We start from the raw sequence: 12,318 nt of genomic DNA on the forward strand, positions 1-12,318 counted from the left end.
AAAAATAAAAGAGTCCCATTAAAAGGACTCCTTAGTTCGTTGAATTTAGTTTTATAAGCTGATAGGTAAGAATGGTCTTGCTGTTTTCCCATTCTACTTTATTGATCACCGCTCTCCCGCTTACTTCTCCCTCTTTTGTCTTTCTCACTTCTACTGGAAGATCCAGCGGATATAGTCGGTATCCATCCTTTTGGAGGGTAAATACGTTTTCTTCCATCCGCTTTTCTCTGCCCTTCGTTACAATCATCGTATTCAATTCAAGGGGCATTCCCATCTCAAATCTCTCCTTTTGCACAATTAGTATTAGTTTACCATATCAGACAGACGGCTGCCTTTTCATCCATTGTGTCAGTCTTTCAACCGTTTCCCTGTTTATATGCGGAGGAAAGTAATGCGTAAATTCCTCAAAGTACCACGCTTCAGCTCTCTTTCCCAATCCAAGTGCCCGCTTTTCAAGAAGATATGAATGTTCAACGGACACGTTATGATCTTTAACTCCATGGATGATGAGCAGCGGAGCTTGTAATTTTTCCAGATTGTTGAGCGGTGTTCTAAAGGAATAAGCGTCAGGCCGTTTATTTGGACTGCCTCCTATCACCCTTTTCATCATTCTCCTTAGATCCTCGCGTTCCTCATAGGTGAGGAGCATGTCTGAGACGCCACCCCATGTGACGACCGAACAGACATCACTTCTTTCATTTCCAGCTATTAGCGCCATAACTCCGCCTCTTGAAAATCCAAATACGTGGATTCTTTCTTCATCCGTTTTGGGATTCCTCATCAGAAGATCAATCGCTGAAAGAGCATCCTCCCTGTCTTCTCCTGCAAAATCTTCATTTCCTTCTCCACCTTGATTTCCCCGATAAAATGGAGCCATTACGACGAAGCCCTCTGAGGCGAATTGGACAATTCGGCCTGGCCGAACCATGCCTACTCCCTTTATTCCGCCTCTTAAATACAAAAACCCATCATAGGTTCCCTCTTTTTTAGGCTCAGCCAGCAGTCCTTTCACCTTCAGACCTCCTGACCAATAGGTGACAAGGTGCAGGTCAATATCAGGGTGTGGTGATGGATATTTCTGTTTATCTAAAATATCTCCATTTCTCATCTGCATCCCACTTTCTTATATAGGCATTCACACATTTTTATCTTTTTCATAGTTTATCTTAGATCAGATTATTGCGGTATGCGGCCTATTCTCAGGCGCAAAACCGACCAAAAGGAGGAACCGGATTTGAAAAAATGGTTCATCAGCTTAATGGCGCTTGTCCTAATAGCATTACCACTTTCAGCCTGCACGCAAAACAAGGTCCAGAAAATTCGAGTAGCGGAAGTGACCCGGTCTATTTTTTACGCTCCTCTTTACGTCGCTATCTCTAAAGGCTTCTTTAAGGACGAAGGTCTTGATGTCGAACTGACCACCGCATTCGGCGGTGATAAAACCATGACCGCACTTCTGTCTGGAGGAGCCGACGTTGCTCTTGTTGGTTCAGAAACTTCTATTTATGTAGAAGCTCAAGGATCTAAAGACCCGGTCATTAATTTCGCGCAGCTCACACAAACCGACGGCACCTTTCTTGTGGCAAGAAAAAAAACTGATTCGTTTGATTGGGATGATTTAAGAGGAAGCACGTTCCTTGGACAGCGTAAAGGCGGAATGCCTCAAATGGCCGGAGAGTTTGTTTTGAAAAAGCATGGTATAGATCCACAAACCGATTTGAACTTGATACAAAATATTGATTTTGCCAATATTGCCAATGCCTTTGCGTCTGGGACCGGGGACTATGTTCAGCTTTTCGAGCCGACGGCAAGCATCTTTGAAAAAGAAGGCAAAGGACATATTGTCGCTTCCTTTGGTACTGAATCCGGTCTAATCCCATACACCACGTTCATGTCCAAGGAAAGCTTTATTAAGAAAAATGGCGACTCGGTCCAGAAATTCACAAATGCTATTCAGAAGGCACAGAGCTGGGTAGAAAAGCACTCTGCTAAAGAAATTGCCGATGCCATTACCGAGCATTTTGAAGACACGGATCCTTCATTAATCGAAACGGTTGTCAGCAGATACAAGGAGCAAGATTCATTTGCTAAAGATCCCATCCTTGACGAGAAAGAGTGGGAAAACCTTCAAAACATTATGAATGAAGCAGGCGAGCTTCCGAAGCATATTGATCACAGCAAACTTGTGAATACACAGTTTGCAGAAAAAGCTCCAAAATAGTAAGGAGGTTAAAGGATGGCGTTCCTGTCCATACAAAATCTGTCTCATTCTTATTTTACAAAAGACACCATCGCAACCGCCCTAGAGGGCATCAGCCTGACCGTCGAAGAAGGAGAGTTCATCTCCTTTCTCGGCCCAAGCGGCTGCGGAAAAACCACTCTTCTTACCATTATCGCAGGTCTGCTTCATCCAACTGAAGGAACGGTCCTGATCAGAGAAGAGCCAATTAAGGAAATGAGAAGGAAAATTGGTTATATGCTGCAGCAGGATTATCTTTTTCCCTGGAAAACCATCGAAGAAAATGTTCTAATCGGTCTTAAAACTCAGAAAAAGCTGACTCCGGAATCTGAAAAAAGGACTTTATCGCTCCTTCAAGAGATGGGGCTCTCATCAGTCGAAAAAAAATATCCACGGCAGTTATCCGGAGGGATGCGCCAGCGTGCGGCACTGATTAGGACATTGTCCACCGAACCTGACCTTCTGCTCCTGGATGAGCCGTTTTCAGCTTTAGATTATCAAACGAAACTCAAGCTTGAAGATCTCGTACAGCTCACGCTTCATGAATATGGGAAAACCGCTTTGCTTGTCACTCATGACATTGGTGAAGCAATTGCCATGAGCGACAGGATTTTTCTTTTTTCTGCGAATCCGGGGAAAATCGCTAAAATGTTTCCTATTCCCCGGGAAATTCGAGAACTGGCCCCTTTTGAGTCCAGGCAGCATCCTCTCTATAACGAACTATTCCAATCGATATGGAAGGAGCTGGATCAGCTTGAACAAGGTTAAAACTCATTTGGAGCAGCTTCATGACCATTATCTGGATCGGTTAAAGCGCGAAAAAATGGTCGTCCGTTTATACCAGCTCCTTATTTTTGCAGCATTTTTCAGTATCTGGGAAATCTCAAGCAAGAATAATTGGATAGATCCGCTTATATTCAGTGCACCATCAAAAATATGGCTGCTCTTTTTGGAGAAGTGGCAGGATGGAACGTTATACGCAAACGCCAGTGTCACAATTTTCGAAACGGTTCTTGGGTTTATTCTAGGAACGCTTGCAGGAACCCTCCTGGCTGCAATCCTTTGGTGGTCGCCAAGGCTGTCCAGGATACTGGATCCCTATCTGGTTATATTGAATGCTATGCCTAAGGTTGCGCTCGGCCCAATCTTAATTGTTGCAATCGGTCCCGGCTTCTTTTCCATCGTAGCAATGGGAGCGATCATTTCTGTCATTATTACCACCATCGTCGTTTACACATCCTTCAGGGGATTGGATCCGAATTATTTAAAGGTGCTGCAAACCTTTGGCGCCTCAAGGCTACAGCTTTTTAAAGAAGCCGTCCTCCCTGCTTCCTTTCCAGTCATTATTTCCTCTTTAAAGGTAAATGTAGGATTATCCTGGGTCGGGGTCATCGTAGGAGAATTTCTCGTATCATCCAAAGGCTTTGGATACATGATTATTTATGGCTTTCAAGTGTTCAATTTTACTTTGGTGTTTCTTAGTCTTCTGCTTATCGCTGTGTTTGCTACGATTATGTATCAGCTTGTCGATTGGCTTGAAAAAAGGCTGATTAAAAATTCGGATTGAAATAGGCTTGCCGGTATGCGGCAAGCCCTTTTAGTCCTGTATGTTCCCTATAATCCGTTTTAAAGACTGCTGCAGCACTTCATCTTTCATAATGAAACTAAAACGCCTGTCCTGCTGTATATTATCAGGAAGTTCATCCAGAAGGACGGGACCTTTTGTTTCCATGTAATCATCCAGATGAATGAGTTCGGAAACAGCCGCATAGTAAATATTTTTTATAATTGTTTTTTCTTTTCCGGAAACACGATACTGCCCCATGTACTGGAGAGACGACACAATACCGCCTGTTTCCTCTTTTACTTCTCTAATTGCCGCTTCGTCTGCCGTCTCATTTTCCTCGACCTTGCCGCCGGGAAATTCATACCCGCGGTCCCCATGGTTGGTTAAAAGCCACTTATCCTGAAAGCGGCATACGACCCATACATGCTTCGGAAGGCTGGAAAATGGATTCTTTTCAAAAGATAGCTGAACCTGATTGTGATAATAATCCTTAAAACGATACATGTGATCCCTCAATTTTCGACTTTTCCAATTCTATTTTATCACAATGGGATGACATTGTATAAATTCTGCTAGGTTTGATCCTCAATATTATTCAGAATCTTCTGCTCATCGATATGCTGCTTCGCCTCTGCATCCCCTAGTTCATAAATCATTCTATAGATATTCATGTTCGCCTGATCGACCGCATCATTAGGCCGGTCGAAGTGGTAAGGCAAATAGGGTACATGCGTCCTGAAAAAGCCTTTCCAGTCTGATGCATACTGCTGCTCAAAATAACTCCTCAGCTCAATGATTTGATCATCTGTCGCCTCAATACGGTAATCCCATACAGATGAATCAGACAGCTGTGATATTTCTCCGCTTCCAACTGTCACATAATACGTTTTCTTTTCAAAACCTTCCATAAACAATCACACCTTCAAGCCTTTTTCCTTATTTTGCAGCATCTTCATGCTTTTATTCGGCACTCACTTCTTCATTTTATTTTTAAGAAGATCAAGTGCGTCTTTTACAAATTGAGGAACCGGCAAGCCGCTGCTTGAAACGTGTGTAATAATATAAAGCATTTCGTAAAAAATATAAAAGATAATTGTAAAATCTTTTATGGAGAATCCCATCGGAATAACCTTGTCCAGTAAATTAGCAACAGCAACCATAATCAGAATCAGTGCTTTTTTGGAAATCTCAATGGAAACATCCCGTAATGACAATCCGCCATTTATCGACTTCGAAATCGCAAAACTAATAAATTCAATAACCATTAGAGCAAAAAGAACATACATCATCTGCTCTAATTCTCCAAGTAAAAATGTCAGAACCGTCATGGTGAAAGAATATAACGTCATGACATCTGCATCCTTGCTCACTTCATCCCTCCTTTCACTAGAGGTATAGTTTATGCTATTCATTACGGCCAGAGGGGTATGGACAAACATAAGAGATAATGAAAAAGGGCTTATTTCTCAATAAAAAGGAGGCTTACCTTGGACTGGAAAGAACATTTTACAAAAGACATCGCCATGAACTTTCGAACCGATACAGAAGACTTGGAAGCTGCAATTGAAAGTTATGTAAACGGACTTTCAGAAGCAGAGGTTTTTCACCTCACTAAAAACATGGATGCGGAGGACCTTAGAGATATCCTGGCTCAATCCATCCTGGATAAAGTAGAAAAAGAGACAGAATAACAAAAAAAGCACATCCCTCTTTCGGATGTACTTTTAATGAACGATATAGGGCTGTCTGGATGATGGCCTGCATAATTTAGCATTCCACCATCATCCCGCCTTTAAAAAATGCCTATTTCACGAAAGTATTCTGCTCAAGCTTATCAACTAAACAGAAAAAATCTGCAAGCTCCTTCTCATCAAAACAAGAAAAAAGTTCAGACGCCAGTTCATTGTGCGTGCCTTTTGCTTTCATCAAAAGCCGTTCCCCCTCAGCCGTAAGGGTTATGCGGATTTGTCTTCGATCGGATTCCAGATGGATTCTGTTCAGCCAGCCTCTTTTATGGAGCTGATTCGTTCCCATCGTGACAGCACTTGGCTTCACTTTTAATTTTTCTGCAAGCTGAGTTGTTCCCATTTCTCCATCTTTTCCAATCAGCCATAAGATTTGCAGCTGGAATGGAGTAATCCCAAGCGGCTCAAGATTCTCCTTTACCAGCAATGAAACCTTTCTTTTGAATAAAATGGTCTTCTCCTGAACCCGCTCCAGCCATTCCATTTCTTTCGGATTCAACATGGCCCCACCTCTTTCCTAAAGGGCAGCTGCAGAATTTACTGCCGTTTCCCTTTATTCAATGTTTGCAAGGCTTTTCGATACGCATCATCATCCATTTTAGAATCGTGCGCTGCTTCCTCGCACTCTATATTCTTAAATTGGGATAACGCTTTACGGTATGCATGATCATTCATATTGTTAGATTCCGAAGGAGCAGGTTCCGGTGAAGCAGCAGGTGCAGGATTTGTTTCTTTTCCATTCTGCTCTGCAGGCTGGCTGCCGTCCTGCTGCCTGCTGTTTGGCAGATCGTTCCTGTTTTTCGACCTGGACATTGCCTTCGTATTCGCAATTATAATGATGGCAAGCAATATGACCGCAACTACTATTAATAAACCGCCTAACATCTGCACTCACCTACTGTTATTTTGACATGCGTTTCGTAACTTCTGCTACTCGTTCCCCTAAAGCCATCCCTAATGCACGATCGCTTGCAGAAATGACTTCAGTGCTTTCTACAGGGCACGTAATACCGGCTCCATAATAGGAACCGTAGAGAGCATTCTCAGGAGTGTTTCCCGGAAGTCCTGCAATAATCATCCCCTGATGAAGCATAGGAGTAATCAGGTTTAACAATGTGGCTTCAAGACCGCCATGGGTCGTTGCCGTTGTGCAAAAAACGGCTCCCACTTTATTGATCAGCTTTCCTTCTGCCCAAAGATAGCCCAGTTTATCAATCCAAGTCTTTAATCCGGCACTGATGGTACCGAAGTGACCTGGGCATCCCCATATGATGGCATCCATCTCAGGAAGGTCATATACATCTGCGTCCTTGACGCTTTTTAGATAAACAGTGGCTTCCCTGGATTTTTCAGCACCTGCTGCAATTGCTTGGGCAAGAGCTTCCGTATGTCCGCCTTCACTGTCGTATACGATACAGATTTTCATTATAATTCCCCCAACTCTTCCGGCTGTTTATGAATGTACGTTTTTAGGTGCAGGGAGCATCCTTATTTCTTCTTGACGCTTAGAAACAGAAGGTTTTTCCGAAACCTTTTTGTCTTTCCTCACATCTCTCATAAAGAATGCAAGCACAAGTCCAATTAGTGAAATACCTGCTGCCCAGAAAAATGCGTCATTAATTCCGTGAATCGTCGAATCCTTGACCACTTTGGCATATAAGAGCTGAACAGCTTGCTGCTGCGCCTCTTCAGGTGACAGGCTCATCATCTGAGCAATTTTTTGTGTAAATTCACTGAACGCTTGGGCAAAGAATGGATCAGAAGTATTCATCTGACTACCCTGCGCTTCCAAATGGTAATCCGTTCTGTTTGAATAAATGGTTGTAAGGAAACTGATTCCAATGGAACCTGCCACCTGTCTAAATGTATTGGCCATTGTTGAACCATGGCTGCTAAGTCTGTCAGGAAGCTGATTTAACCCGGCGGTCATGATCGGCATCATAAGGAAAGACATTCCGAATGTGCGAATCATATACAAGACCAGGATATGATTATAGGTCGTATCCATTGTGAGCTGAGTAAATTCATATGTCGTAACAGTTGTTATCACCATTCCAATAATTCCGAGTGGTCTTGGCCCGAATTTATCGAATAGAATACCTGAAACAGGTGACATAATCAGCATGACAATGGCACCCGGAAGTAAAAGCAGTCCTGAATCCAGCGGTGAATAGCCCCGAATGTTCTGCAAATAAATGGGAAGCAGGAACATCCCTGAAAACAGGCATATTGTAATCGCAATGTTGATAATACTCGATAAGGTAAAGATTGAATATTTAAACACTCTTACATCTAAAAGAGGGTCTTCAGATTTAAGCTGTTTAATTGTAAAAACAACTAGAAGAATGATTCCGACACCCATTGATGATAAAACAACAGGGTCTGTCCATCCATCATTTCCCGCTTCACTAAATCCGTACAGCAATAAACCCATACCCGCTAAAGAAGTGAAAATCGATAAAATATCCGCTTTTATATTCTCTGGAGGTGTGATGTCTTTTAATCTAAAGAAAGCAATGATTAATACGATAGCTCCAAGTGGAACCATTCCGGTAAAGAGCAAATGCCAATCATAATTTTGAACCACAAAACCTGATAGCGTCGGCCCGATAGCCGGGGCAAACATCATCGCGAGTCCAAAAATCCCCATCCCTTTCCCGCGCATTTCCGGAGGGAAAATAAACACAATAATCGTCATCACGAGCGGAGCCAATACTCCCCCGCCTATTGCCTGGATCAGCCTCCCCGTCATCATCACCGGGAAACTTCCAGCCAATCCGCAAATCAAGGATCCTAATGTAAAGCAAAACATAGCGAATAAGAACAATCGTCTTACTGCAAAACGCTTAATGAGATAAGCGGATAGTGGAATCAGCGCTCCATTTACAAGCATATATCCAGTAAGAAGCCACTGAGCTGTATTGGCCGTTACACCAAACTCTGTTATGAGATGGGGTATGGCTACATTCAGCAGCGTTTGATTCAAAATGGCAAGGAACAAACCGAGCATTAATACAATCAGCAGCGGCATATGCTGCCTGACGCCGCTCTCTGATTTAGCTGCATTTTGTGTCATCACTCATTTCCTCCTTTCCTTAAAGCTTTCAGAAACATCTGACTTAGTTTTTAGAAATTTTCACTTCAGCGTTCATTCCTGGAAGCACTTGTTCAGAATAATTCGTAATAGAGATTTTTACAGGTACGGTTTGAGTTACTTTTGTATAATTTCCGTCATCATTGGATTTTGGCATTAAAGAGAAAATGGAGTTGGTTGCATACCCGATTTTTTCAACCTTGCCTTCAATGACTGTCCCACCGTCACCATCAACCGTTACATCTACATCGTCCCCAACCTCGATATCCTGCAGCTTATCTTCTTTTAGGTTAGCTGTGATATACAGTTCACTGAGGTTTACTTCACTTGCAATGGTTTGGCCAGGCTGTGCCATTTGATCATTATCCATTTGTTTTTTAATAATGGTTCCGTCTGCAGGAGCCTTTATTGACTGAGTGCTGGTTGCAGCACCGATTTTTGCAATTTCGGCACCCTTTTTGATTTCGTCGCCTTCTTCAACATTCATACCGGATACTTTTCCGGCTGCAGGGGCCTTAATTGTATGAAGGTCACCCGCCACCTTTGCGTTATCAGTCGTTACATAATTGGTCTGCTGGAAGTAGTAATAAACGCCTCCTGCGACTAGTGCAAGAATCACAACAATCCCTACAAAATTAATCAAAATCAGCCGTCCTCTGGACATAAAAAATTCCTCCTTGTTTCGTATTTGATCTCACCATTATAAAAATACTTCATAATAAAGTTACTTTTTAATAAAGGTATTTACGATTCGTAACTTTAACATATTTTTTCGTATTTTTACAGTAAAAACATTTGCCTTACTTTACATTGGATAAAAGTTGAACTAAATTTATAGGAGAAAAGGGAAAGAAATATAAGACATTTGCCTTGAACAGCCCCGGAAAAAAATATAAGTACTTATCCTTTGATGGATGGGTGACGGGCAAGGCTCAGGAGCTCGAACGAAGTTATCTTCGGTCAGGCTATATACTGTGAAAGCTTACTTCATTATTTTAAAAGGGGAACCTTCATGAAAAACAATTTAAGCAGTCAGCTGGAAAGGCTGGATGAGATAAAAGATACCTTATTTATGCATAAGCGCCAGCTGATCGAGATGAAAATTAAAGAAATGCCGTATAATCTGACCCCCACTAAGTACCACATCCTTAAATTCGTCTTCAAGCAAAAAAAATGCAAAGTAGCAGAAATTTCCCAGAAATTACTTTTAACATCGGGGGCTACCACCACCCTTTTAAACCAGCTGGAGGACGATTTACTCCTTAAAAGGGCAAGAGACAGCCAAGACCGGAGAATTGTCTGGATTGTCCTCACAGACCAGGGAGATCAGTTTGTAGCAAGTATGATTGAGCAGCGGAACCTCTTCTGGACAGAAATGCTTTCCGTGCTGAATATGGAGGAAAGAGAAGAGTATTTCAGGATTTTGAATAAAATCGAGGCCGGGATTCTTCAAAAAGACGCCGCCGAAAAGCAAGACCAATAAAAAACGGAACCCCGAGGGTTCCGTTTTTTCGTTCATTTTCCGAGATACGCTTTCAGCATCCAGTTGTGCTTTTCAAGACTTTGGTGAATAGCAAGAAGCATATCCCCTGTTGTTTCGTCTCCTACCTCAGCGGCAAGCTCCATCCCTTCTTTCAGTTCTTCAGCAACCTGCAAAAAGTCCTTATGCAGCTGCTGTACCATCTCCTCAGCTGTTTCGCCGCCTTCTGCTTCTTGGATACTCGAGAGCACGAGGCACTCTTTCATGGTAGCAGCAGGTTTTCCTTGAAGGGCAAGCAGCCGCTCTGCCAGCTCGTCAATATTTGTACCCGCTTCATTGTAAAACTCTTCGAATTTAGCATGCAGTGTAAAGAAATCTTTTCCTGTTACATACCAGTGGTAATTATGCAGTTTTACATACAGTACGGTCCAATTGGCAACCTGCTTATTGACCGTGTCCAGCAATTTTTGAGACATTATGTATTCCTCCTTCGATAATAAATATGCTAAGAATCTCCCTCTTTATCATGTCTCGAAAGGCATCCCAATATCCTTATTGCATGGTAATATGAAGGAAAGCGTTTTCGATTTGGATTGTTCAGTAAGGAGGAAACAACCATGTACTTATGGATTCTTGGAATTTGCATCCTTATTGTTTTCGTTGTATTAGCCTTAAGTGTGGTTACAACCAATAAAGCATACAAATATGAACACACTATTGACCCCATGGAGGAGGAGGAAATCAGTCCTCCAGTCAATAAAAAGGACTCTGCTGAAAAGTAGAGTTTTTTTATTTTGAATAGGTTCCTGTATGTTTTAATCTTCGAAGTTCGGGGAATCTAATACATACAACCACATGTTCGAAAAGGAGAATGAGCGATGCTTTGGACGATTATATGGATTTTGCTGATCGTTTGGCTAGTCGGCTTAGTTTTCAAAATAGCCGGAGCTGCAATTAACCTGATTTTAATCATTGTACTGGCTCTGATTGTAGTCAAATTTGTTAAACGGAAAAGGCTGTAGATGCCATTTAAAATAAGCGCACTTATTCAACTGGCGCAGCTTCGGGGCTGCAAGGGTGTTTGAGAGGAAGGGCTTACGCTGTGTAGGTGCTGCAAAAAATACTTATGAACAGAACCGAATGGATTCGGTTCTTTATTTATGTTCATTACAAATGCAGAGAAGAAGGCCCTCCTGATTGCAGGAGGGCCTTTCATTTATCAGCTGTTTGTTGAGCTGAATGTTTCAGTTAATATTGGAACGATTTGCTTTTTGCGGGAGACAACGCCTTTTAGCAGCGCTCTGCTATCCTCGATCTTCACATTGTATGCTCGTTCTACTGCTTCAACTTCTCTTCCAGAAGCAAGAGCAATGGAATCACTTTCAAGAATATCTGTTACGACAAAAAGAAACAGATCCAAGCCCTTTTCAGCAACCACATGTGCAATTGCCGCTTCAATTTCGCTTTGACGAACCAGGATATCATTAGGATCCACTGCATTTACCTGAGCAATTTCAACCCGGCGTGTTCCCATTTGGAATTCCTTTGCATCCAGAGAAATGAGTTCTTCCACCGTTTTGCTGCTTAAATCAGCTCCGGCTTTCAGCATTTCCAATCCGTAGCTTTCGAGGTCCACCCCGGCAATTTCAGCCAGCTCTTTTGCTGCTGCAATATCCTGCTCTGTGCATGTAGGTGATTTGAAAAGCAAAGAGTCAGAAATGATGGCTGAAAGCATGAGACCCGCTGTATCCTTTTCAATCTCTACGCCGTTCTCTTTATACATTTTATTTAAAATAGTCGTGGTGCAGCCCACTGGCTCAGCACGGTAATACAATGGATCGCTTGTCTCAAAATTTGCAATACGGTGATGATCAATTACCTCAAGAACGCTTACTTCTGTAATATCATCCGCACTTTGCTGACGCTCATTGTGATCAACGAGAATGACATGGTTAACCTCTGCCGCTACTTTTTCTACTAAACGCGGTGCCTGTTTATTAAACGTATCTAGCGCATATTGTGTTTCACCATTAATTGAACCTAAGCGAACAGGCTCCGCGTTCATACCAAGCTTATTCTTAAGCTCTGCATAAGCAATGCTTGAACAAATTGTATCTGTATCTGGATTTTTATGACCGAAAACCAATACTTTTTCCATCGTATCCTGCTCCTTGCTGTAGATAGAGTTTTTTG

At 42.3% G+C, this 12,318-nt stretch carries 19 protein-coding genes; 7 read left to right on the top strand and 12 right to left on the bottom strand.

All coding sequences use genetic code 11. The features are described from left to right. Positions 1-31: 31 nt before the first annotated feature. Both WCV65_RS16015 and WCV65_RS16020 read right to left on the bottom strand, forming a co-directional pair. Positions 32-274, bottom strand: a complete 243-nt coding sequence (locus WCV65_RS16015; RefSeq protein ID WP_035409820.1) for a DUF2584 domain-containing protein — start codon at positions 272-274, stop codon at positions 32-34. Positions 275-316: 42 nt separating this feature from the next. After that, positions 317-1,108: a prolyl oligopeptidase family serine peptidase gene (locus WCV65_RS16020; RefSeq protein ID WP_338777839.1), complete on the bottom strand. Its 792-nt coding sequence runs from the start codon at positions 1,106-1,108 to the stop codon at positions 317-319. 126 nt (positions 1,109-1,234) lie between these two features. Here WCV65_RS16020 and WCV65_RS16025 point away from each other — a divergent pair, with 126 nt between their 5' ends. The 3 genes from WCV65_RS16025 to WCV65_RS16035 are packed head-to-tail and all read left to right on the top strand — an operon-like array spanning position 1,235 to position 3,806. Beyond that, positions 1,235-2,221 (top strand): ABC transporter substrate-binding protein, encoded by a 987-nt coding sequence (locus WCV65_RS16025; RefSeq protein WP_338777840.1) that lies wholly within the window; start codon positions 1,235-1,237, stop codon positions 2,219-2,221. Between the two features lie 15 nt (positions 2,222-2,236). After that, complete coding sequence (locus tag WCV65_RS16030; RefSeq protein WP_338777842.1) at positions 2,237-3,007, top strand: ABC transporter ATP-binding protein; 771 nt, start codon at positions 2,237-2,239, stop codon at positions 3,005-3,007. Then, a complete protein-coding gene (locus WCV65_RS16035; RefSeq protein WP_035409827.1) occupies positions 2,994-3,806 on the top strand; it encodes an ABC transporter permease in 813 nt (270 codons plus the stop codon). Before WCV65_RS16030 ends, WCV65_RS16035 begins: the two co-directional genes overlap by 14 nt. Before the next feature lie 30 nt (positions 3,807-3,836). On the opposite strand, the gene ytkD is transcribed toward WCV65_RS16035, so the two are convergent. The 3 genes from ytkD to WCV65_RS16050 all read right to left on the bottom strand — a co-directional run bounded on the left by ytkD (position 3,837) and on the right by WCV65_RS16050 (position 5,176). Continuing rightward, positions 3,837-4,310: an RNA deprotection pyrophosphohydrolase gene (ytkD, locus tag WCV65_RS16040; protein WP_035409829.1), complete on the bottom strand. Its 474-nt coding sequence runs from the start codon at positions 4,308-4,310 to the stop codon at positions 3,837-3,839. 68 nt (positions 4,311-4,378) lie between these two features. Next, complete coding sequence (locus tag WCV65_RS16045) at positions 4,379-4,714, bottom strand: hypothetical protein (RefSeq protein WP_035409830.1); 336 nt, start codon at positions 4,712-4,714, stop codon at positions 4,379-4,381. 63 nt (positions 4,715-4,777) lie between these two features. Continuing rightward, positions 4,778-5,176 carry a phage holin family protein gene (locus WCV65_RS16050; protein WP_338777847.1) on the bottom strand — a complete coding sequence of 133 codons (399 nt, stop codon included), beginning with the start codon at positions 5,174-5,176 and terminating at the stop codon, positions 4,778-4,780. A gap of 117 nt (positions 5,177-5,293) precedes the next feature. On the opposite strand from WCV65_RS16050, the gene WCV65_RS16055 reads away from it, so the two are divergent. Further along, entirely contained in the window at positions 5,294-5,497 is a 204-nt protein-coding gene (locus WCV65_RS16055) for a hypothetical protein (RefSeq protein WP_338777849.1), read from the top strand. A gap of 112 nt (positions 5,498-5,609) precedes the next feature. On the opposite strand, the gene WCV65_RS16060 is transcribed toward WCV65_RS16055, so the two are convergent. Genes WCV65_RS16060 through WCV65_RS16080 form a run of 5 tightly spaced genes read right to left on the bottom strand, consistent with a single transcriptional unit; the run spans position 5,610 to position 9,309 of the window. Then, a complete protein-coding gene (locus WCV65_RS16060) occupies positions 5,610-6,053 on the bottom strand; it encodes a MarR family transcriptional regulator (RefSeq protein ID WP_338777850.1) in 444 nt (147 codons plus the stop codon). 35 nt (positions 6,054-6,088) lie between these two features. Then, positions 6,089-6,436 (bottom strand): hypothetical protein, encoded by a 348-nt coding sequence (locus WCV65_RS16065; RefSeq protein ID WP_338777851.1) that lies wholly within the window; start codon positions 6,434-6,436, stop codon positions 6,089-6,091. 16 nt (positions 6,437-6,452) lie between these two features. After that, on the bottom strand, positions 6,453-6,977 hold the full coding sequence (locus WCV65_RS16070) for an NAD(P)H-dependent oxidoreductase (RefSeq protein WP_035409840.1): 525 nt from the start codon (positions 6,975-6,977) through the stop codon (positions 6,453-6,455). A gap of 27 nt (positions 6,978-7,004) precedes the next feature. Further along, a complete protein-coding gene (locus tag WCV65_RS16075; protein WP_035409842.1) occupies positions 7,005-8,627 on the bottom strand; it encodes a DHA2 family efflux MFS transporter permease subunit in 1,623 nt (540 codons plus the stop codon). Positions 8,628-8,670: 43 nt separating this feature from the next. Beyond that, on the bottom strand, positions 8,671-9,309 hold the full coding sequence (locus tag WCV65_RS16080; RefSeq protein ID WP_338777853.1) for an efflux RND transporter periplasmic adaptor subunit: 639 nt from the start codon (positions 9,307-9,309) through the stop codon (positions 8,671-8,673). Positions 9,310-9,657: 348 nt separating this feature from the next. Here WCV65_RS16080 and WCV65_RS16085 point away from each other — a divergent pair, with 348 nt between their 5' ends. Next, positions 9,658-10,128: a MarR family transcriptional regulator gene (locus WCV65_RS16085; RefSeq protein ID WP_338777854.1), complete on the top strand. Its 471-nt coding sequence runs from the start codon at positions 9,658-9,660 to the stop codon at positions 10,126-10,128. Between the two features lie 32 nt (positions 10,129-10,160). Here WCV65_RS16085 and WCV65_RS16090 read toward each other — a convergent pair whose 3' ends face one another. Further along, positions 10,161-10,601 (bottom strand): Dps family protein, encoded by a 441-nt coding sequence (locus WCV65_RS16090; protein WP_338777855.1) that lies wholly within the window; start codon positions 10,599-10,601, stop codon positions 10,161-10,163. Between the two features lie 141 nt (positions 10,602-10,742). Here WCV65_RS16090 and ytzI point away from each other — a divergent pair, with 141 nt between their 5' ends. Both ytzI and WCV65_RS16100 read left to right on the top strand, forming a co-directional pair. After that, positions 10,743-10,907, top strand: coding sequence for a YtzI protein (ytzI, locus tag WCV65_RS16095; protein WP_338777857.1), 165 nt, complete (start codon positions 10,743-10,745; stop codon positions 10,905-10,907). A 96-nt stretch (positions 10,908-11,003) separates the two neighbouring features. Next, positions 11,004-11,147, top strand: coding sequence for a lmo0937 family membrane protein (locus tag WCV65_RS16100; protein ID WP_156505868.1), 144 nt, complete (start codon positions 11,004-11,006; stop codon positions 11,145-11,147). Positions 11,148-11,344: 197 nt separating this feature from the next. Here WCV65_RS16100 and WCV65_RS16105 read toward each other — a convergent pair whose 3' ends face one another. After that, positions 11,345-12,283: a manganese-dependent inorganic pyrophosphatase gene (locus WCV65_RS16105; protein WP_338777858.1), complete on the bottom strand. Its 939-nt coding sequence runs from the start codon at positions 12,281-12,283 to the stop codon at positions 11,345-11,347. Between the last annotated feature and the right edge of the window lie 35 nt (positions 12,284-12,318).

It is taken from the genome of Metabacillus sp. FJAT-52054, from assembly GCF_037201815.1.
GTDB classification, from domain to species: domain Bacteria; phylum Bacillota; class Bacilli; order Bacillales; family Bacillaceae; genus Metabacillus_B; species Metabacillus_B sediminis.